The sequence below is a fragment of the Bacteroides sp. An269 genome, assembly GCF_002159755.1.
GTDB lineage: Bacteria > Bacteroidota > Bacteroidia > Bacteroidales > Bacteroidaceae > Phocaeicola > Phocaeicola intestinalis.
The window spans coordinates 1-22,165 of the sequence record NZ_NFJG01000047.1 but is presented as its reverse complement, the minus strand read 5'-3'; the positions used below and the strand labels follow the sequence as shown (position 1 = coordinate 22,165).

The following is a 22,165-nucleotide window of genomic DNA, read 5'->3' as shown; positions in this document are numbered from 1 at the left end:
AGTTGCCTTAGGGATGCGGTATCTTTGCCGCGTAAAAACAAACGGATAAAATCAGAAACAGATATGAACAGAACAAAAAGTTTATGGATGGGAGCCTTTGCCTTGCTGGCACTGGCTTCGTGTGGGGGAGGAGAGAAGCACGCCCACGGACACGAGGAAGAAACACATCAAGAAGAAGCCGCACACGGAGCTTCGGGAGAGATTGTATTGGCTCCGGAGAAAGCGAAGGCGGCAGGAGTGAAAGTAGAAACCGTAAAGTCAGGCACGTTCCGCCAAGTTATCCCTGCCAGCGGACAGATACTTGCCGTGCAGGGCGATGAGGCGGCGGTAGTGGCAAGTACGGCGGGAGTCGTCTCGTTTGTGCGCCCGCTTACGGAAGGCATGCGTGTAGCAGCCGGAAATGCCGTGCTGAACGTGTCGGGAAGTCGTATTCAGGACGGGGATGCCGTCAACCGTGCACGCATCGCTTACGAAACCGCCAAGGACGAATACGAACGTGCCTCTAAACTGGTAGATAGCCAGATAGTTTCGAGAAAAGACTTTAATGTGCTGAAAGAAGCTTATGAAAATGCCCGTGTTGCTTACGAAGCTCTTTCGCCCAGCCATGACGGAAAGGGCGTATCGGTGCAGGCACCCATTTCGGGCTATGTGAAGTCTTGCCTGGTGAAAGAGGGGGATTATGTGACCGTAGGCCAGCCCTTGCTGACGATTACCCAGACACGCCGGTTGAGGTTGCGTGCCGATGTATCGGAGCGTTATTATCCGGCATTGCGCAAGGTGTCTTCCGCCAATTTCCGCACTTCGTATGATGAGCGTGTCTATCGGCTCGATTCGCTGGGCGGACGTCTGCTTTCGTATGGCAAGTCTACCGGCGACACTTCTTATTATATCCCCGTCACGTTCGAGTTTGACAACCGTGGCGAGATGCTTCCCGGAGCCTTTGTCGAAGTCTGGCTATTGTCGGACGGGCGTGAAGGGGTGATTAGTGTCCCTCTTTCGGCACTTACCGAAGAACAGGGCGTAAAGTTCGTTTACGTGCAGATGGATGACGAGTGCTATCGGAAACAGGAGGTAAAGACGGGGCTGGACGACGGCACGCATGTAGAAATCCTTTCGGGACTGAAAGAAGGCGACCGGCTGGTGACTGAAGGTGCCATTCATGTAAAACTGGCTTCGGCAAGCAATGCCATCCCCGCACATACGCACAATCATTGATTTTATTTTTACTACCACAGATTACACAGATTTTAATTAACAATTAATAATTAATAGTGAATCTGTGTAATCTGTGGTGAGGCTAAAAACATAACAAATTTTTTTATGCTGAACAAAATCATTCATTTTTCATTGCAGAACCGCTTGCTGGTATTAGTGGCATCGGTGCTTCTGCTCATAGGAGGAACCTACACCGCTTTCCATACCGAGGTGGATGTGTTCCCCGACCTGAACGCGCCCACGGTGGTGGTGATGACCGAAGCCGGGGGAATGGCGGCGGAAGAAGTGGAACAACTCGTCACCTTCCCCATCGAGACCGCGGTGAACGGTGCTACGGGTGTACGCCGGGTGCGCTCTTCTTCTACCACCGGTTTCTCGGTGGTATGGGTAGAGTTCGACTGGGATACCGATATCTACCTTGCCCGCCAGATTGTATCCGAAAAACTTGCTACGGTGGGCGAGAGCCTGCCTGAGAATGTGGGCAATCCTACACTGGGCCCCCAGTCGTCCATTCTGGGTGAACTGCTGATTGTAGGGCTTACCGCCGACAGCACTTCGATGCTCGACCTGCGTACGCTTGCCGACTGGACCATCCGTCCGCGCCTGCTCTCTACCGGAGGCGTGGCACAGGTGGCGGTATTGGGAGGCGATATCAAAGAATACCAGATTCTGCTTCATCCCGAGCGGATGAAACATTACGGCGTTACGCTGGGCGAGGTGATGGAAGTGACCCGCGGGATGAACCAGAATACCAACGGAGGTGTCATTTATGAATATGGCAACGAGTATATTGTGCGCGGAGTGGTGTCTACCGAAGATGTACAGGAAATGGCACGTGCGGTGATTAAGACCGCAGGAGGTGTTCCCATTGTGCTGGAAGATGTGGCGGATGTGCGCATCGGTGCCCAGCAGCCCAAGCTGGGACTGGCATCGGAGAAAGGGAAACCTGCCGTACTGATTACCGTGACCAAGCAACCCAATACGGGCACCATCGAACTGACCGAAAAGCTGGAAGCCGCCCTGAAAGACCTGCAAAAGAACCTTCCGCCCGATGTGCGTGTGTCCACCGATACGTTCCGCCAGTCACGCTTTATCGAGAGTTCCATCAGCAATGTGCAGCATTCGCTCTACGAAGGGGCGATATTCGTAGTTATCGTGCTCTTCCTTTTCCTTGCCAATGTGCGCACCACGGTGATTTCGCTCGTCACGCTTCCCTTGTCTTTGGTGGTAGCTGTTTTGGTGTTGCATTACATGGGGCTGAGTATCAATACCATGAGTCTGGGCGGTATGGCGATAGCCATCGGTTCGCTGGTAGACGATGCCATCGTAGACGTGGAGAATGTATGGAAGCATTTGCGCCAGAACCGGATGCTCCCGGCAGGCGAACGCCGCCCGGTGCGGGAAGTGGTGTTCAACGCCTCGCGCGAGGTGCGTATGCCCATTCTCAACTCTACGTTGATTATCATTGTGAGCTTCGTGCCCCTGTTCTTCCTGAGTGGCATGGAGGGGCGGATGCTGGTGCCGTTGGGCATCGCTTTCATCGTGGCCTTGTTTGCTTCTACGGTGGTGGCACTTACCCTTACGCCGGTACTTTGCAGTTATTTGCTGGGAGGCGGAAAGAAGGAAGGATTGCCTCGCGAAGCTTTCCTTGCCGTGTGGCTCCGCAAGTATTACGCACGGGCACTGGAGTGGGCATTGGCTCACAAGCGGAGCGTACTGACGGGTACCGTTGCTCTTTTTGTGGTGGCACTGGGCTTGTTCTTTACCTTGGGACACAGCTTTCTGCCCTCGTTCAACGAAGGTTCGTTCACCATCAATGTCAGTTCCTTGCCGGGCATTTCGTTGGAAGAGTCCGACAAGATAGGGCGGCAGGCAGAGGAAATCCTGCTTTCCATTCCCGAAATACAGACCGTGGCGCGCAAGACGGGGCGTGCCGAGCTGGACGAGCATGCGCTGGGCGTGAACGTGTCCGAGCTGGAAGCTCCCTTCGAACTGAAAGACCGCTCGCACCGGGAATTGCTCGACGAGGTACGCCGCAAGCTTTCGGTCATTACCGGAGCCAATATCGAGATAGGCCAGCCCATCAGCCACCGCATCGATGCCATGCTGAGCGGCACGCAGGCGAGCATCGCCATCAAGCTCTTCGGGGATGACCTGAACCGTATGTTCGCTTTGGGAAATCAGATTAAGGATGCCGTGAAAGACGTAGAGGGCATTGCCGACCTGAACGTGGAGCAACAGATTGAGCGTCCGGAGCTGAAAATCGTCCCCCGGCGTGAAATGTTGGCGAAGTACGGCATCTCGCTGGCACAGTTCAATGAGTTTGTCACGGTGAATATGGCGGGCGAGACCGTGTCGCAAGTGTACGATAACGGCAAGGCATTCAATCTTGTGGTGCGTGCCAGCGAAGACAACCGTGGCTCTATCGAACGCATCCGTGACCTGATGATAGACGATGCCGAAGGACGGAAAGTGCCCTTGAGCTATGTGGCGGATGTGGTGTCGTCAATGGGTCCCAACACCATCAACCGGGAGAACGTGAAACGTAAAATCGTCATCTCCGCCAATACCAGCGGGCGCGACCTGCGTAGTGTGGTAGACGATATCCGCAAGCGGGTAGACGATGAAATCCGCCTGCCCGAAGGGTATCATATCGAGTATGGCGGGCAGTTCGAAAGCGAGCAAGCCGCCAGCCGTACCTTGCTGCTTGCTTCGTTGATGAGCATTGTGGTGATATTCCTGCTGCTCTATGTCCAGTTCAAGAACGGGGTGCAGAGTGCCATTATCCTGCTCAACCTGCCGCTGGCATTGATAGGAGGCGTGTTTGTGCTGCTTTGCACCACGGGCGAGCTGAGCATCCCTGCCATCATCGGGTTCATCTCGCTCTTCGGCATTGCCACCCGCAACGGTATGTTGCTTATCAGCCATTACAACTTGTTGCGCGAAGAGCAGGGCATGGGCTTGCGCGAGTGCATTGTCCACGGTTCGCTGGACCGTTTGAATCCGATTCTGATGACCGCCTTGTCATCGGCATTGGCCTTGATTCCGCTTGCCTTGCGCGGCGATTTGCCGGGCAACGAGATACAGAGTCCGATGGCGAAAGTCATCTTGGGAGGCTTGCTCACATCGACCTTCCTCAATGCCTTCATCGTCCCCATCGTGTACGAACTGATGCACCGGTCTTCCACCACAGATTACACGGATTAAAAAAGATAAACAATCAACCACAGAAAGCATAGAAAAAATAATTTTATGAATCTGTGTAATCTGTGGTGAAAAAAAGCATACAGCAATGAAATACATTACATTAGCCATAGCCTGCCTTGCGATAGCGCCGATGCAGGCACAAACCATAGACGAAGTGCTCCGGCAGGTGGAGCAGAACAACAAGGAGCTTCAGGCACAACGGCAAAGCACGCTCGCCTCGAAACTCGAAGTGCAGGCGGAAAACAACCTCGAAGACCCTTCGGTGGAATACAGCCCGTTCTACACCCGGGGCATCACCGGCATGTCCAGCTCCGAACTGGTCGTGACACAAGGCTTCGATTTCCCTACGCTTTACGGTGCACGCCGCCAGTCGGGCAAGTGGAAGCAGGCGGCTCTCGACCGCAGGCAACAGGCGGCACGCCGCGATATCCTGCTCAGTGCCAAGAACCTTTGCCTCGACTTGATAATGCTCAACCAGCAACACGCCTTGCTGGAGGAGCGGGCGAAGAATGCCGGCGAGCTGCTTGCCCTCTTCGAAAAACGCCTGGAAGAAGGCGATGCGGGCATCCTCGAAGTGAACAAAATCAAAATGGAACGGATGAGCGTGCAGACCGAAGTGGCGCAAAACAATGCCGCCCACCGCACCGCACTCCAGCAGTTGCTGGCAATGAACGGAAACATGCCCTTGGAATTTACAGCAGACACCTATCCCCACGTGGAGGAACTGAAAGACTGCAATGCCTTTTACGATGAGGTGATGGCTACCGATGCCGGTTTATTGGCGGCAGATGCCGATGCGCGTGCCGCCGAGAAGGAGCTGAAGGTGAACCGCCAGAGCTGGTTGCCCAAAATAGAGGTCGGCTACAGGCGCAACACGTCGCTTGACGAGAAAAGCAACGGTTTCCTGATAGGTGGAAGCCTGCCCTTGTTTTCCAACCGGAAAAAAGGGAAAATAGCCCGCTTGCAAGTGGAGAGTACCCGCCTGGCGCTGGACAATGCCCGCCTGCAAGCGGCGGCAGACGTGCATGCCCGTTTCAACGAAATGCAGCAGTTGCGCGAGGCGATGCAGGCGTACGATGTCGTCCTGATGCACCGCACCCTGGCTTTGCTCAACGAAGCCGTAAAGGCGGGTCAGCTCTCCATCATCGAATTTTATACCGAGGCAGACAACATCTACCGCAACCTTCAGGCATACATCGAGCTGGAGAACCGGTACCAGAAGCTGATGGCGGAGATTTACAAGAACAGACTTTGAGAATGAAGAATCTTTTTTGAATGAAGAATGAAGAAACAACGTTCGGCGTAAGCCAATTCCATGCGGGCGAAGCGATTCTTCATTCTTCATTTCTACGCCTTGAACTTCAGTTTTTGATAATTGTTATTTGTAACAATTGTAACGTAACGGCGGAATACCCATTGCCTCAGCATGCTGCTGGTGCCCTTCTCGCTCATGCCTGCTGTCCGGCGCGCACGTACCGCATCGGCATGCGTAAACTCATCGGGAAGCAGCTCCAGCAGGTTGCGCCTGCCCGGACGGTGCCTGCCGTACAGTGGGCGCTTGTCTTCGTCCATCGTTTCCTTTATCGCTTCCCCGAAAAACTCCAGCTTGCACCACATGTCGTAGTGGAACGACCAGCGCACGAAGTCTTCTATCGACTTTTCCCATTTCTCCCCGTTCGCCACGTAGAGCACGCATGCCTTCAAGTAGGCTATCACGTTGGCGCGGAACGAAAGGTTCTCGTACACACGGTCTTGCGAGAGCACGGCCCACTCCGCGTTTTCGGCGCTCATCTCCTGGGCGAGCTTGTATGCCTGCGGGCAATCAATCAGTCCCGTGGCACGGTTCAGGTTCTCGATGTACGGGCGAAGCTCCTCGTCGAAAGCCGCGTCATACTTGCCATACACCGGCATGTCCGCCCCGATTTCGCGTTCGGGAATGGTGCAGAAGTTGATGCGCGAGATAGGTCCGTCGGTCAGTACCCGTGCGAAGTATTTCTTCCCTTTCTGGACGGTGGTCGAAGCGTTCCAGTTGAAACGGATGGTGACCTTTTCCGTCACGGCCTGTGCGCTGGCGCGTGTCTGCCCGTAGCGGTTTCCGGGGTCGAACGCAAGGCACATGATTTGGAACTGTTGGCGTCCCCGCACCGACCCTTTCAGGGCATCGAACTGGTCTATCTCGTTCATTTTCGTGTAGAGGAAATGTCCTTCCGCCTCGGCGGTGCGCATCACGAATGCCGGATTGGTCATGTCTGCATCAATCTCCTGGATGATAAGCCCTTCGGGGCGCTGGCGTTTGTCCTTGTTCGCTCCTTTCGAGTTCACCTCTTCCTTCCATTCGCGCTCTCTGCGCAGGTTCACCTCATCCCTGCGCCGGATGTCTGCCATGATGCGGTTTATCGGCTCCGAAATGCAGTCTTTTCCGGCACCCGTCCCCGCCATGAGCACGTTCATAAGGGTCGCCTCATGCTCCACATTGTCAATATACTTGAAGCGCACTTGATGCAAATGGGTTGCCAACGAAGGGAATACTGCATGCGCCACGGCAGGCCTGTACACTTCGGGCGTGCGGCTCACAAGAAGGCGGATAAGCTTGGGAAGACGTTTGGGCAATTCGGGGGGCACTGTAGCGTATTGCATACGCCCGGAAACATCTGCACACACATCCTCATTGGTGCCCTCGTTGGCGCATTCGGGCGTATGCGATACGCCCCTACAAGCCTCTTGCATCAGCTTCGGCACCGAATACCATTTCGCCGAGCACGCCGAATGAATCAGCCCCTTCATTTCCTTTTCCGGAAGCCCGTAACGCGGCATAATCTGCAAAAGGGTTTCTTCGTTGTTGTCCGTGATGTAGCGCAGGTGCGAAGCCAGGCGGTGCAGCTTGTCGTTGCGTTCTCCTTCTACAGGTTCGCCTCCGGCGAGCGAAAACCAGCGGTTGATAATGTCAGAATAGGGGATGCCCTTGAAACTCAGCGGGCAAGGTGTGATTGATTGGTCGGTCATAGCTATTACATTTAAAGTTTTATAATGCAAAGATATGCATTTTTTGTGAATAATCGGCAGAATAAAAAACGGTATGTGTAAAAATTTGTTAACAAAAATAGATATTTTGTGTTTTCTATTGAAAATCAAATAGTTGCAGTGATAAAAATCTTTCTCTTTTATGCAAGGAATCTTATAGGTGCTGTCTGTACTACCCGTTACAATTGTTACAATTACAGTTAATTGAAATCGCTTTTTCAATCCCGTTGTCCGGAAGAGAGAAAAATCATTTAGAATATTATATTATATATATTATATTATAATATATATAATATAAATTTTTAATTCACTTTTTTCTTCGTCTAAAAAGTCATTTCAAATTACTGTAATTGTAACAATTGTAACGCCATAGCCTCTCTCTTTTCACCCGTAAGGCAATTATATTGCATAATTCATTGATATATATGCAAAGCTTCCTGCAAGCGTATGCATATGCCTGTGCATATAATAATGTGAACCTGTGTAATCTGCGGTGAAAATATTCATCACTCGTTCAGCGCGCCGCAATGGGGGCAGATGCCCTTGGTACGCAGCTTGGCACCGCATGCGCCGCATACGTAGGGGTAGCGTTCTGGCTTGCACAGCCAGCGGATGCAGCCGGCGGCATACGCCACGAGGCATACATAGGCGATATAAACATTGACGTAGGTGAAAAACACATAGATGAAGATGCAGCACGATACCAGCCCCACGAGGTAGAAGAACGCTACTTCTGCTTTGGTCTGGTGAAAAAGGTCGTCGAGCATCGCCACACCCACCAGCAATGCCAGGGCAACGCACACGATGAAAAAGCCGAGAATAAAGGGCACATCAAAGGGGTTGAGCGTGGGGGCATAATAGTAGCGTTCCCACGTCTCGGGCACGAAGTGCTGGATGCTGTTGTAGGTAGTGGCGGCTATTGCCATCAGCAAGGACAAGAGGATGGGGAAGCCGCTATCGATATCGTTCAGCCAGATGAGCTTGATTTGCTTGCGCCGCACCGCCCGGTAGACGAACCACAGGAAAAACACCGCCAGTACAAGGAAGAAAGGCAGGGTGTGGGCGTTGCTGAAGAAATGGATGAAGCGCGAGATAGGGTCGACCGGCACGATATTGTCCAGCAGGCGGTGTTCCTGAATCCACCCGATGGTCTCCTGGTCGCGTGCCACTTTCACCCACACCGAGTCGACGGAATCTTGCGGATGTACATCAAACTCCGCCACCACCACTTCATCGCCCCGGAGCAGCGGTACCGTATCCATAAACGGAAGCACATGCAGCCATAGTGTGTCTGCCTCTATCTGAAAATTGCTGTTCAGGGCATACATCCGCGAATAGAAACGGACGGAGTCGCCTCCCTCTTCTGCGGAAGAAGGCACCAAAGGCTGATAGCGGCAAGCCGTAGCAAGCACCAGCAGCAACAGGAACGGTACGAAATACTTACTCTTCAACATTTTTCACCACAGATTACACAGATTATAAAGTTCATTAGCAAATAAGTTCATCATCGGATTACACAGAAAAAATCTATTTATTCAATCTGTGTAATCTGTGGTGAAAAAACTTTCATCTGGCACGCCTTGCAATCGAATTCCAGCCGGAAACGCTTGCCGTCGCTGCTCACCAGGTAATAAGGCTCGCGGTAGGGCGAACGCTTTTTCTGATACACCGGACACCAGCCCAGGCTATAGCGGATGCAATGCTTGCAAAACATCAGCGCCACTCCTGCCGGCGCTTCCCGCTCGAAAGCAGGAGCTATCCGCTCTACACCGTGGCGGCGGTAGAAAGCCTCGGCAAGCGTATTCATCACATTGCCGCGATAATCCAGTTCTTTTTCGGGATAAGGATGCGCGGTCTGCTCCCATTGCCTGCGCTCTTGCGGATAGGTGATGCGGCGTGCCTGAAGCAGGCACTCCACTCCCCGGCGGCGCAAGTCCGAAAGTCCGGATGCGGGAATAAACCAGTCTTCTGAAAAACCAATGGCAATCTCACGGGCTTCGAAAGGCGTGGTGCCCAACTTGCCCAGCTGCGCCTTCAGGTTCTCGGCTTGCGGGGTACGTGCCCGTTCTTTTTCCCGTTCCAGCACCACGCTCACCCTTGTCCCGTCTTCATCGGAAAGGTCGAGGGTGAAGCCGGAAGGATTTGCTTCCAGACGCATGTCCACCGCTATCTTCCTTATGGCGGACTTCTTCTGCATCACGCGCTCGAACTCTTGGTCGAAATTGCGGTACAGCATTGTTTTCGGACGTATGCCGCGAGGCATTTCCAACGGGAACAGCTTATTGCCTTCCACACGGTTTACCCGGAAACCGTGCAACTTGCCTTGTCCGTCGAGGTAACACAATCCGTCTCCATTGGCGAAGGACTTCACGCCCGCCACGGTCAGGCAGTTGCCCCGTACTTCTTTCACCGTGCCTACCTCTTCGCCCAACGATTTCGGAGTATTCAGGTTGAAGATACCCGGATTGCGTCCGTGGGCGAAATAGTCGGTAAATCCGCGGCTGAAACTCTTGTCCAATTGGGGACGGAAAGCCAGATGCACCGTGCCCGATGATGCCCGCATGTATTCTTTCCGGTGGCGGAAAATGGCATCCAGTTGCTGGCGGTAATATGCCGTGACGTTTTTCACATACGACACGTCTTTCAGCCTTCCTTCTATCTTGAGCGATGAAGCCCCCGCATCGAGCAAGGCTTCGAGGTTCGCGCTTTGGTTCATATCCTTGAGCGAGAGCAGGTGCCTGTTGTTTACGATGGTCTTCCCGTCGGCATCCACAAGGTCGAATCCCAGGCGGCAAAACTGGGCGCATTCGCCGCGGTTGGCGCTCCGCCCATAACACGCCTGACTGACGTAACACTGCCCGCTATAACTCACGCACAACGCCCCGTGGACGAAGACCTCGAGCAACGTGCTGGGGCACCGGCGGTGGATACGGCCGATTTCGTCAAGGCTCAACTCACGGGCGAGCACCACCTGGCGGAATCCGGCTTCGGCAAGAAACTGCACCTTCTCCGGCGTGCGGTTGTCCATCTGCGTGCTGGCATGCAGGGGGATAGGCGGCAGGTCCAGTTGTGTGATGCCCATATCCTGTACGATAAGCGCATCCACCCCGATGCGGTACAGGTCCCAAATCATCGCCTCGGTGGCTTTCAGTTCGTCTTCTTTCAGGATGGTATTCACCGTAACGTAAATGCGCACACGGTACAGATGGGCATAACGCACCAGTGCCGCGATGTCGTCCAACGAGTTTCCGGCAGCAGCACGTGCTCCGAAACGGGGTGCCCCGATATACACGGCATCCGCTCCGTGGTTGATGGCTTCGATTCCACACTCCAGGTTCTTGGCAGGAGCCAGCAGTTCGATAGCCCTCACCGGGGGGACGGAAAGGGGGTTACTTGATTTCATTGATATCATACGGTGTTTCCTGATATACGTAATAGTTCAGCCAGTTGGAGAACAAGAGGTTGGCAGTACTGCGCCAGCGCACCAGCGGTCCCTTTTCCGGGTCATCTCCGCGATAATAATTCTTCGGCATATCGATGGGCAAGCCTTTCGCCAAGTCGCGCCGGTATTCAGTATCCAGTGTATAAGGGGCATATTCCGAATGGCCCGTCACATAAAACTCGCGTCCTCCGCGCGCCATCACGATATGTACGCCCGAGTCTTCCGATTCCGAAACAATCTGTAGCTCGGGGCAGCGTTCGATGTCCTTGCGGCGCACTTCCGTATGCCTGCTGTGCGGCACGAAGAACACATCGTCGAACCCGCGGAAGATAGGCAGCTTCCCGAACCCCTCGCACACATGATGCTCGAAGATGCCGAACATCTTTTTCTCCAGCGGATACTTGGGCACCCCATAGAAATGATACAGCCCAGCCTGTGCCGCCCAGCAGATGTAAAGGGTAGAAGTGACGTGCGTACGCGTCCAATTGAATATATCCTGTATCTCGCTCCAGTAGTTCACGTCTTCGAAATCGAGATGCTCCACCGGTGCGCCGGTGATAATCATCCCGTCGAACTTCTCGTCGCGCATCAGGTCGAAGTCACGGTAAAACGCCTTCATGTGCTCGATGGGCGTGTTCTTCGAGGTATGGCTCTTCAGTTTCATAAAGCTCACCTCTATCTGGAGGGGCGAGTTCGAGAGCAACCGTATCAGGTCGGTCTCGGTAGTAATCTTTATCGGCATCAGGTTGAGGATGACGATTTTCAACGGACGTATGTCTTGTGTACTTGCCCGCGATGTATCAATAACGAAGATATTCTCTTCCTTCAGCAAGTCGATGGCAGGCAATTTATCAGGTAAATTCAGTGGCATAGAAACATTTGTTTTTTTTCAGCCACAAAGATAAGTTTTTTTAATGAAGAATGATGAATGAAGAATGAAGAATTCCATGCGGGCGAAGCGATTCTTCATTCATCATTCATGCTTTTTAATTTTGAATCAGGAAGTCTGTTCCTGATTCGCATTATTGAATAAAAAGCTTTGTGCTATCTGTGGTGAAACCCAATCAGAAGTTACACCGCAGGTCGATGCCTACTTGCAGGGGGCGTCCTTGTTGCTCGAAACCACGGTTCATCGATTCGAAGTAGAACGCCTGGTAACGCTTGTTGAGGGCGTTTGTTATCCAGAGTGCCACCTGCCCGTTCCCTTTGTTGAAGCTGAGGCGCCCGTCCAGTGTGCCGTAGAAGGGCTGGCTGGCATTGTTCTGTTCGGTCCAGTAGATGCGCCCTGCCGCACGATAGTTGGCATCTACGGTGATGTTGTCGAGGATGGCGTTCTTTCGCAAGACGAAACGGTATTGCCCGCCGATGTGGAACGTGTGTTTGGGCACGAAGGGCACGTAGCGTCCGTTGTAGTTCTCCGTGTCGCTCACCACATAGTCGGTGAAGGTAGCGTAGGTGTAGCCATAGCTTCCGTTCAGGAGGAAATTATCGGTCAGGCGGGCACGCAACGATGCTTCCGCTCCGATGCTTCGGCTTTTCCCGGCATTGACGGTGATGCGCCCCAATCCTGTTTCGGCGAAGCGCGAAATCTGCTGGTCGCGCGTGTCCATGTAGAAGAAGGCAAGGTCGGTCTGCAGCTTTCCACCTGCCGCGGTGAGGTGTGCGCCCGCCTCGTAGTTCCATGCATATTCGGGCTTGTAGAGGGTGGCATCTGTCACGTCCACGTCCGAAGAGGGGAAGTCGGGAATCATTCCGGCGAAGTTGCCGAACACTTCATCTTGCTTCACGGCATCAATCATCGCGGTGCGCAAGTCGGCTTGTATCAGGTCGGAGAACATCTGGATGTTGTATCCGCCCGAACGGTATCCTCGGCTCACGGTGGCGTAGACGTTGTTTTCGGGGTTCCACGCATATTGCAGGGTGAACTTGGGGAGGAGTTGCAGGTAGTCGGTGTGCTCTTTGCCGGCGAAGCGCACCGATGCCGCCAGCGAGCGGGAGATGGGCTGGGGCAGGAAAGGGGCTGATACGCCGAAGTCGAAGCCCATGTCGCAGCGGGAGTCATAGTCCAGCCAAAGCTTTTCATAATCCAGCCGTAGTCCTACGGTAAGCGAGAGTCCCTCGGTGAAAAGGTCGTTCAATGTCGACTGGTGGTAGATGGCACCGTTCAGTACAGGTGTCTTGAAGTGTCCGGGTACAAGGAGAGGCCGGGTGGTGACGCTTGCCGAGAGGGTAGGGGCACTTGCGGGGAGTTGTGCCAGTCCGGCATTGATGTTGTCTTCTATCAGGCTGCTGATGCCCTCATCGTGGAAGGTGACGGGTGCGCCGGTGTCCAGCCATTGGTAGAATCCGCTCACGCCGGTGGTCCATTGCCAGCGCGTGCCGGGGGTCGACTTCAGTACGATTTCCTGGCTCAGGGTTTTTGCGTCTTGTTTCTGCACCAGGGTATAGATGTCGGCTTCGGTGAAGTCCTGGTCCAATGTCATCCGGTCGTGCAGGTACTGGAATCCGGTGACGCTGCTCAGGATGAAGTTCCTTGCGTGGTGTTCGATGCTCAGTCCGCCGTTTGCCAGGTTGCGCCTGTATCCGCTGGGGCGGTTGTACGAGATGGTGCCGATGTATTCGGCGCGGTCTTCCTCTTCGCCATCGGTGCGTCCGGTATAGGCGTAGGGGTATCCGCCTTGGTTGGTGTACTCGTAATTGGCGGTGAAGTCCAGTTTCAGGTTGGCATTGGGGAGCCAGATGGCCCGGATGCGTCCTCCTGCCTCGTCATCGGTGTCGATGCGCTTGCCGTCGAAAGCGTTCTTGAAGAATCCTCCTTTGTGTTCGTAGAAGGTTCCTACCGAGAAGGCGAATTGTTCGGATATACGGTGGTAGTGCTTCAGCATCACCTTGTAATCGTTGTAGGTGGCGGCACTGAGTTGCACGTCCGTCCCCTGATAGGTGAAGGGCGACTTGGTGAACACACGTATCAGCCCGCCCATCGTGTTGCGCCCGTACAGCGTGCCCTGCGGTCCGCGCATCACGTCGATGCGTTCGATGTCGGAGTAGTTGAAGTCGAACGCCGACTTGTCGATGAAGGGCACGTTGTCAACATACAACCCTACGGCAGGCGTGTTGATGCGCGACCCGATGCCCCGTACGTAGACCGAGGTGGTGAGCTTCGACCCATAGTCGGGGATGAACAGGTTGGGCACCAACCCAGAGAGCGATTTTACCGATGCGATTTGCCGGCTCCGTATGTCCGCTTGCGAGAGCAAGGTGGCGGAGAGTGCCTGTTGGCGCAGGCGGGTGTTTTCCTTAGGGGTGGCGATGACCACTACCTCTTCGATGTCGATCACTCGTGTGGTGTCGCGCAAGGTGTCGTGTGTTGTGGCGGATGCCGCGGCGGTGGCGGCAAGTGCCAGCGTTGTAAAGATAAGTCTTGTTTTCATATATTTCTTTTGTGTTATGCTTTAGGGGTGAAAAAAACTCGCCTGCAAAGTAATGCCAAATCTCTGACACATGCAATCCTCATAAATGAGGAAATTTTTGTATATGGAATATCGAAAACGATGAATGTACGTTCTATCTCTTTGCCATTTCTGACCACTTATGATGGCAGGTAGAATCCGATAGCATGGTTATACCTTATTAGGATTGAACTTCATGCACAATATCGGGAAAGGGTTTCCTTGGCTGTCGGTTTCATTGCGGCGGAAGACTTCGAAACCGAGGTGGCGGTAAATGTCTGTAGCTTGTGCATTCTGCTCGTTTACATCGATGTAGAAAGCTTTGTATCGATTGATAGCCAACCGGATGAGCCGTTTTCCGATTCCTTTTCTGATATGTCCGGGAGCAAGGAACAGGGCTTCTATTTTCTGGTCTTAGATGCACATAAAGCCAACAGGTTTGTTGGCGGCAAACGCTATAATCAAGGTATCGATGGTGCGCAATGCTGCTTCGGTCATGGGACGAAGGTTGCGGATGTCTTGTTCGCTCAGAAAGTGATGGGTGGCGCGGACGGATGATTCCCATACCTGCGTCAGTTGGCTGATGAGTTCCGTTGGCCGGGCATCTTTGTTTATTTCCCGAATCTGTTGAAGCGCCTTCCACTCTTCTGCCGTAATCCGCATGAAATGTTCCGTGCGTATATCGCCCAAAGGAGATGTGTTGCCGCTCTCCGTGTGATGATAGGTAAGTCCGCATTTCTCCATTACGCGGCGCGATTGGGTATTTCCATCGTAATATCCACACCACACCGCCGACACGCCTAAGTCGGTAAAGCACCGCTGCAATAGGCATCTTACAGCTTCGGGTATCAATCCCTGCCCCCAGTAGGGCACACCTATCCAATAACCGATTTCAGCTTCATCAGCCTGCATGGCAGCACTGTGCATGCCGTCGCCAAACATAATGCCGGCACTTCCTACTGGTTCATTTGTTTCTTTCAGTACCACGGCGTAGGTCTCGGGAGCAGTAAAGACGGTGCGGATGATTTCCAGGCTGTGTGCTATGGAGGTGTGGGGTGGCCATCCGGCTATAGGCCCGATAGCAGGGTCTTTCGCATACTTGTACAAGGCTTCCGCATCGGCTTCTTGCCAAGGGCGGAGAATAAGTCGGGAGGTTTCTAAAAATGTATTCATGAGTTGAGGGAAAATATATTATGCATAAATAAAAATTTGAATCTCCGCATTTCACCCAATTGCCATGTAGGGGCGTATCGCATACGCCCGAATACGTCAACTAATCCACGTGGATGTCTTCAAGGCGTATGCGATACGCCCCTACATGGGATGTTTGGTAAAAGTATTGGCTTCTAACTCCCTTTAATTCCCTGAAATAACTCCTTATTGGTGAAATGCGGAATTCATATAAATAAATGTCGCGGGAAGTATAAAAAAACAGCCGGTCCGAATGTTCAGACCGGCTGTTTCTTACACTATAATGTCAAACCTGATTATTCAGCTTTTTCTTCGCTCCAGTCCATTGCTGCCATACGTTTGTAAGAATCGTAACGTTTCTTCGCCATCTTTTCGCAAGCTGCGAACAAGTCGGCTGCTTCTGTCGGATATTGTTTCATTACAGAAGCGAAACGTACTTCACCTTTCAGGTAATCCTGGAAGTTAGCCCAGTTCGGTTCTTTCGAGTCGAGCGAGAACGGATTCTTGCCTTCGTCTTCCAAAGCCGGGTTGAAACGCCACAAGTGCCAGTAACCGCATTCTACGGCCTTAGCCTCTTCTGCCTGGCTCTTACCCATACCTGCTTTCAATCCGTGGTTGATACACGGAGCGTATGCGATAACCAATGACGGACCAGGATATGCTTCTGCTTCGCGGATGGCTTTCAACGTCTGAGCCTGGTCGGCACCCATCGCAATCTGAGCTACATATACATAACCGTAAGTAGTGGCAATCAGACCAAGGTCTTTCTTGCGTACGCGCTTACCGGAAGCGGCAAACTTGGCGATAGCGCCCAGCGGAGTAGCCTTAGATGACTGGCCACCGGTATTCGAGTAAACTTCGGTATCCAATACGAGGATGTTTACGTCTTCGCCCGAAGCGATTACATGGTCGAGACCTCCGTAGCCGATATCGTAAGAAGCACCGTCACCACCGATAATCCACTGAGAACGTTTGATGAGGTAATCTCTGAACTCGTAGATAGTAGCGCAGTTCGGGCATTTATCCTTGGCGGCTTCTACCATCGGGATAATCTTTTCGGCAGCAGCTTTGCTATTGTCGGCATCGTTGCGTCCGTCAATCCATTCCTGGAATGCTTCCTTGTATTCAGCCGGAGTTTCATCCGAAGCGATAGCTGCCTTCATGGCATCTTCGATACGGTTGCGCAGCTTCTTGTTAGCCAATTCCATACCCAGACCGAATTCGCAGAAGTCTTCGAACAAAGAGTTTGCCCATGCCGGACCCTGGCCTTTTTCGTTCGTAGTGTACGGGGTAGAAGGAACAGAACCTGAGTAGATTGAAGAACATCCGGTAGCGTTAGAAACCATTTCACGGTCGCCGAACAACTGAGAAATCAGTTTCACATACGGAGTTTCACCACAGCCTGAGCAAGCACCCGAGAACTCAAAGAGTGGAGTAGCGAACTGAGAGTTCTTCACGTTCGACTTGATGTCTACCAAGTGCTGTTTGCTTGATACGTGTTCCGTGCAGTAAGTCCAGTTGTCTGCTTCTGCCAATTGGCTTTCCAGGTGTTTCATGGTCAGCGCCTTGCCACCCTTCTTCGGATTGCCCGGACAAACATCAGCACAGTTGCCGCAACCCAAGCAGTCGAGTACGTCAACCTGCATGCGGAAGGTCATGCCGTCGAATTGCTTGCCTACAGCCTTCAGGGTAGTGAAGTTTGCACCCTTCTGTTCTTCTGCATCGAGAACGAACGGACGGATAGCAGCGTGAGGACAAACGTATGCACACTTGTTACACTGGATACAGTTTTCAGCATTCCATTCTGGAACGAAAGCAGCTACGCCACGTTTTTCATATTTGGCAGTTCCTTGATACCAAGTACCGTCTTCGATGCCCTTGAATGCAGATACCGGCAGCAAGTCGCCGTCTTGTGCGTTGATCGGACGAACTACTTCGTTGATGAATGCCGGGTCGTTGTTTGCTGCGGCAGGTTCAACTTCCAGGTTAGCCCAAGCCGGGTCAACGGTCAGTTGCTTGTATTCGCCGCCGCGGTCAACGGCTGCATAGTTCTTGTTGACAACGTCTTCACCCTTCTTGCCGTAAGATTTCACGATGAACTTCTTCATCTGTTCTACCGCCAAGTCTACAGGGATAACGCCTGTGATGCGGAAGAATGCCGACTGCAGGATGGTGTTGGTACGGTTGCCCAAACCGATTTCCTGTGCAATCTGGGTAGCGTTGATATAGTAAACGGTGATGTTGTTTTCAGCAAAGTATTTCTTTACCTTGTTCGGCAGGTTCTTAGCCAGTTCATCGCCTTCCCAGATGGTGTTCAGCAGGAACGTACCGTTCTTGCGCAGACCACGGGTCACATCGTACATGTGCAGGTAAGCCTGAACGTGGCAAGCCACGAAGTTCGGGGTAGTTACCAGATAGGTAGAGTGAATCGGGTGGTCGCCGAAACGCAGGTGAGAGCAGGTGAAACCTCCCGACTTCTTCGAGTCGTAAGAGAAGTAAGCCTGGCAATATTTGTCGGTATTGTCACCGATGATTTTTACAGAGTTCTTGTTGGCACCTACCGTACCGTCTGCACCCAAACCGTAGAATTTAGCTTCGAATACGCCTTCTGCACCGAGAGCGATTTCTTCTTTCTGAGGCAGAGAAGTAAAGGTAACGTCATCCACAATACCGATAGTGAAGTGGTCTTTCGGCATCGGAAGTTCCAGATTTTCGTATACTGACAAGATTTGAGCCGGGGTAGTGTCTTTTGAACCCAGGCCATAGCGTCCGCCTACGATAAGCGGGGCATTTTCTTGTCCGTAGAATACGTCCTTGATGTCCAGATACAACGGTTCGCCGTTTGAACCCGGTTCTTTGGTACGGTCGAGCACTGCGATACGTTTCACCGTCTTAGGCATCTTTGCCAGGAAGTGTTTAGCCGAGAACGGACGATACAAGTGAACGGCAATCATACCTACCTTCTTGCCTTGAGCGGTCAGGTAGTCGATTGCTTCACGGGTAGCTTCTGTTACCGAACCCATAGCGATGATGATGTTTTCCGCATCTTCCGCACCATAGTAATCGAACAGACCGTAGTTGCGTCCCGTAATCTTGTTGATTTCGTTCATGTATTCTTCTACGATAGCCGGAACTGCTTCATAGTAAGGATTGCATGATTCTCTGTGTTGGAAGAAGTGGTCGGGGTTTTCAGCCATACCGCGTGCAACCGGTTTGTTCGGGGTCAGTGCGCGTTCACGGAACTCTGCCAAAGCTTTCTGGTCGATAAGCGGAGCGAGGTCTTCGTTATCCAGCTTTTCGATTTTCTGGATTTCGTGAGAGGTACGGAAGCCATCGAAGAAGTTCACGAACGGAACGCGAGACTTGATGGTAGCCAAGTGAGCCACACCTGCCAAGTCCATAACTTCCTGTACAGAACCTTCGCACAACATCGCGAAACCGGTCTGGCGGGTAGACATTACATCTTGGTGGTCGCCGAAGATACACAATGCGTGAGAAGCCAGCGTACGTGCCGATACATGGAATACGCAAGGAAGCAATTCACCTGCGATTTTGTACATGTTCGGAATCATCAGCAACAGACCCTGAGATGCAGTATAAGTAGTAGTCAATGCACCAGCCTGAAGCGAGCCGTGTACTGCACCGGCAGCACCGCCTTCAGATTGCATTTCCTGTACCAAAACAGTTTCGCCGAAGATGTTTTTACGACCTGCGGCAGCCCATTCGTCTACGTGCTCAGCCATGGTAGACGACGGAGTGATGGGGTAGATGGCAGCTACTTCCGTAAACATATACGAAATGTGAGCAGCAGCTTCATTACCATCACATGTGATAAATTTTTTTTGTTTAGTCATACAATTACTAATTATATTGTTAGGTAAATATATCGTTTCTTTTCTCTTTGTTGTCTAATACAGGAAACCGAACAACCACAGCGGAATCTGGTTGCCGTGTCCCAGTTCAGTCCTGTGCATGGCATAATAAACTCCAGGGTTGCTTTTTATCTTGTAGCCTTCTCCGCAGATACGGAAGTTCAAATTGCCGTCTACCAGAAAAGAAGTGCCTTTTTCTCCTTTGTTCACCTTGTGGTCTTTCCACAATGAGTTGACAAAGAAAGTCTCCAGCACGTCTTGTTCCTCCACCTTTACCGGATAGATGCTGTACATCAGGTTAGTGTTGTGCATCATGATTTTAGCCGGTTTTTTCGGGAAGACTTCTCCCTTCGGATATACCATGTTTATCAGCCGTGCGTCGGCAAGGTATTTGATGTAATTCATTACCGTAGCACGTGACGTCTGTATATCGGAAGCAAGCTGGCTGATGTTGGGCGCAACCGGTCCGTCTACCGCCAACAAATATAATAATTTTTTTATTCTTGAGAGATATTTCAGTTCAATTTGTTTGATAAGAAGAATATCCACTTCTATCATCATGTTCATGGTCTTCAGCAAATTCTCTGAAAAGTTACGTTTTTCAAGGAAGAATGGATAAAACCCATGGTGGATATAGTCTTGAAAATAATTGAGCGGATTGATGTGCGGAAGGATGGTTTTCGCAATATGTTCGTGTCCTGTCAGGATTTCGTCCAGAGTGTATGCAGAAAAGTGGTTACCCGTCTGCAAGTTCAGAAATTCACGGAATGAAAAGCCACGCAGGTTATACGATTGTACGATGCCGTTCAGTTCGGGGTTTTCTTCTTTCAGGCGCATTACAGAAGAGCCTGTAAATACGATCTTCAAGTTTGGGTAGCGCTCATAGCACGTGCGCAGGTCGTGGCTCCATTGCGGAAGTTTGAACACTTGGTCAATGAGAAGCACTTTGCCGCCACGCTTCACAAACTCACCTGCAAAATTAACCAGACTATATTGCGAAAAATAGAAATTGTTCATGTTTACAAACAGACACGAACGGTCATAGCCGAATTTTTCCTTCGCATATTGTAGTAGGAATGTGGTTTTCCCTACCCCGCGTGTGCCTTTGATGCCGATAAGGCGGGCGTTCCAGTCTATTTCGTCCATCAAGTCGCGTCGCACGGGGGCGTTGGTATGCTCAACCAGGTAATTATGTGTTCTGTAGAATGCTTCCATGAATTTCGATTTCTTCGGTGCAAATATACTAATAGTTCATTAATTTGCAAACTGGGGTTATCAAAATAATTAATTTTTTCATGTAACTTTGTGTATTATTTACCGTAGAGGGCACAGAAATACACGGAGGTTCTTTGTAATGTCTTGGGTTCTCTGTAAAGAATCGGATTAGGTCATGAAGAAAACGGTTTTTTTATTCAATCCGGAGAATGATATGGCACTTGCCAATTTTACTCCTTATTATAAGGTGCCAGCCGAAATACAGCGTATGGCTGCCGATTTGTCGGTGCTTCCTGCCTGGTATGCTCCTGCAGGCAGTATAGTAAAACTTCCTTCTATCGGGCGAATGCCTCATTGGGAAGAAGATGGTAATGGGGGGATGTTTTTTCCAGAAGTGGAATGGACGGCTGCATATCCTTCTGTAGCTTGGTCGCCTTGGGGCTGGAGTCCGGCATTGGTGCATACATTGAGGCAGGAGGAAGTAGATGAAGTGTATCTTCCTTCCGCCGGAATCTTGGCAGATATACGTGCCTTGTCGGGCAGGACAAGTGCTGTCCGAATCTTGCAGAGTTTTGCTGGTATGAAAGGAATATGTGGAGAGGCGTGTGCCTGTTTCACGTTGGAAGAGGTGCGTACGATAGTGGCAGGCTGGGGAAGATGTGTCTTGAAAGCTCCATGGTCGGGGAGTGGACGCGGATTGGCTTTTGTTTCCAACGAAACTTGGACAGCTTCAGTAGAAGGTTGGACTGCCCGTATCCTTCGTACACAAGGGGCGGTTATGGCAGAACCTATATATAATAAGGTGTGTGATTTCGCTATGGAGTTCCGTGCTGATGAGGATGGAAAGGTGTCGTTTGCCGGTTATTCGTTGTTCGAGACCGATGCTTTCGGCAATTACAAAGGCAATCTGCTGGCTTCTGATGGGACGATAGAGCATTGGCTTGAAGCATACATTTCACTTGAGACTTTATACGAAGTGCGGCAGCATCTGCTTGCAGTCTTGCCCCAATGGTTGGGTAGACGATATACTGGCTATTTAGGTATCGACATGATGGTTTGTCATGAAAAGGACTATATGCTCCATCCGTGTGTCGAAATCAACTTGCGGATGAATATGGGTGTACTTTCACGCCTTTTCTTCGACCGTTATGTATGTCCCACCGCCTGTGGGCGTTTCGTTATCGAGCATTATCCTGCTTCGGGCGAAGCCCTGAGGTTTCACGCATATATGCAAGATGCATATCCTGTCAGGTTGGTTGGGGGAAGGTTGGAAAGTGGTTATGTATCACTTACTCCCGTAGGCGAAGACACACGTTATCAGGCATACGTCCTGTTCCCTATTACCGAAATCGTATAGTCGGTCAGATATGAAATGCATCCAATTCTGACATACTCTCTGTGTTACAGGCAATATGCTTAAAATAAAATTAGAATCCGATTGATTTTTAGTTCCTATGTTTGTAATGTGCTAGCAAAATAGCATAAAGCCAAGAGAATTATTAAATTTGTAAATGAAAGAAATAACTTAATACCCCCATGACTTTATGCGTAAA

The 22,165-nt window shown here is 51.5% G+C and carries 12 protein-coding genes and 1 pseudogene; 4 read left to right on the top strand and 9 right to left on the bottom strand.

Annotated elements, in window-relative coordinates; translation table 11 throughout:
• Nucleotides 1-87: 87 nt before the first annotated feature.
• The 3 genes from B5F71_RS10300 to B5F71_RS10290 all read left to right on the top strand — a co-directional run bounded on the left by B5F71_RS10300 (nt 88) and on the right by B5F71_RS10290 (nt 5,677).
• Nucleotides 88-1,215 (top strand): efflux RND transporter periplasmic adaptor subunit, encoded by a 1,128-nt coding sequence (locus B5F71_RS10300; protein WP_022038869.1) that lies wholly within the window; start codon nt 88-90, stop codon nt 1,213-1,215.
• 105 nt (nt 1,216-1,320) lie between these two features.
• Nucleotides 1,321-4,422 (top strand): efflux RND transporter permease subunit, encoded by a 3,102-nt coding sequence (locus tag B5F71_RS10295; protein ID WP_087209944.1) that lies wholly within the window; start codon nt 1,321-1,323, stop codon nt 4,420-4,422.
• 85 nt (nt 4,423-4,507) lie between these two features.
• A complete protein-coding gene (locus B5F71_RS10290) occupies nt 4,508-5,677 on the top strand; it encodes a TolC family protein (RefSeq protein ID WP_022038867.1) in 1,170 nt (389 codons plus the stop codon).
• Nucleotides 5,678-5,769: 92 nt separating this feature from the next.
• Here B5F71_RS10290 and B5F71_RS10285 read toward each other — a convergent pair whose 3' ends face one another.
• From B5F71_RS10285 to B5F71_RS10245, 9 genes and pseudogenes are all read right to left on the bottom strand, one after another.
• Nucleotides 5,770-7,425, bottom strand: a complete 1,656-nt coding sequence (locus tag B5F71_RS10285) for a hypothetical protein (protein ID WP_087209942.1) — start codon at nt 7,423-7,425, stop codon at nt 5,770-5,772.
• 524 nt (nt 7,426-7,949) lie between these two features.
• Nucleotides 7,950-8,897: a hypothetical protein gene (locus tag B5F71_RS10280; RefSeq protein ID WP_087209939.1), complete on the bottom strand. Its 948-nt coding sequence runs from the start codon at nt 8,895-8,897 to the stop codon at nt 7,950-7,952.
• Between the two features lie 77 nt (nt 8,898-8,974).
• Nucleotides 8,975-10,846 (bottom strand): U32 family peptidase, encoded by a 1,872-nt coding sequence (locus B5F71_RS10275; protein WP_087209936.1) that lies wholly within the window; start codon nt 10,844-10,846, stop codon nt 8,975-8,977.
• Nucleotides 10,833-11,756, bottom strand: coding sequence for a homoserine O-succinyltransferase (gene metA / locus B5F71_RS10270; protein ID WP_013617319.1), 924 nt, complete (start codon nt 11,754-11,756; stop codon nt 10,833-10,835). The genes B5F71_RS10275 and metA overlap by 14 nt, the downstream gene beginning before the upstream one ends.
• A 193-nt stretch (nt 11,757-11,949) precedes the next feature.
• Nucleotides 11,950-14,316 (bottom strand): TonB-dependent receptor, encoded by a 2,367-nt coding sequence (locus B5F71_RS10265; RefSeq protein ID WP_087209933.1) that lies wholly within the window; start codon nt 14,314-14,316, stop codon nt 11,950-11,952.
• A 189-nt stretch (nt 14,317-14,505) separates the two neighbouring features.
• Nucleotides 14,506-14,739 (bottom strand): GNAT family N-acetyltransferase, encoded by a 234-nt coding sequence (locus B5F71_RS21020; protein ID WP_087209930.1) that lies wholly within the window; start codon nt 14,737-14,739, stop codon nt 14,506-14,508.
• A 231-nt stretch (nt 14,740-14,970) separates the two neighbouring features.
• Nucleotides 14,971-15,507, bottom strand: a pseudogene (locus B5F71_RS10255) (GNAT family N-acetyltransferase); the annotation flags it as partial.
• 314 nt (nt 15,508-15,821) lie between these two features.
• On the bottom strand, nt 15,822-19,379 hold the full coding sequence (nifJ, locus tag B5F71_RS10250) for a pyruvate:ferredoxin (flavodoxin) oxidoreductase (protein WP_087209924.1): 3,558 nt from the start codon (nt 19,377-19,379) through the stop codon (nt 15,822-15,824).
• A 54-nt stretch (nt 19,380-19,433) separates the two neighbouring features.
• The gene (locus B5F71_RS10245) at nt 19,434-20,612 is read right to left on the bottom strand and encodes an AAA family ATPase (protein ID WP_022039072.1); all 1,179 of its coding nucleotides are present in this window, start codon (nt 20,610-20,612) and stop codon (nt 19,434-19,436) included.
• Nucleotides 20,613-20,787: 175 nt separating this feature from the next.
• On the opposite strand from B5F71_RS10245, the gene B5F71_RS10240 reads away from it, so the two are divergent.
• Nucleotides 20,788-21,969 (top strand): hypothetical protein, encoded by a 1,182-nt coding sequence (locus B5F71_RS10240; RefSeq protein WP_087209921.1) that lies wholly within the window; start codon nt 20,788-20,790, stop codon nt 21,967-21,969.
• Nucleotides 21,970-22,165: the final 196 nt, after the last annotated feature.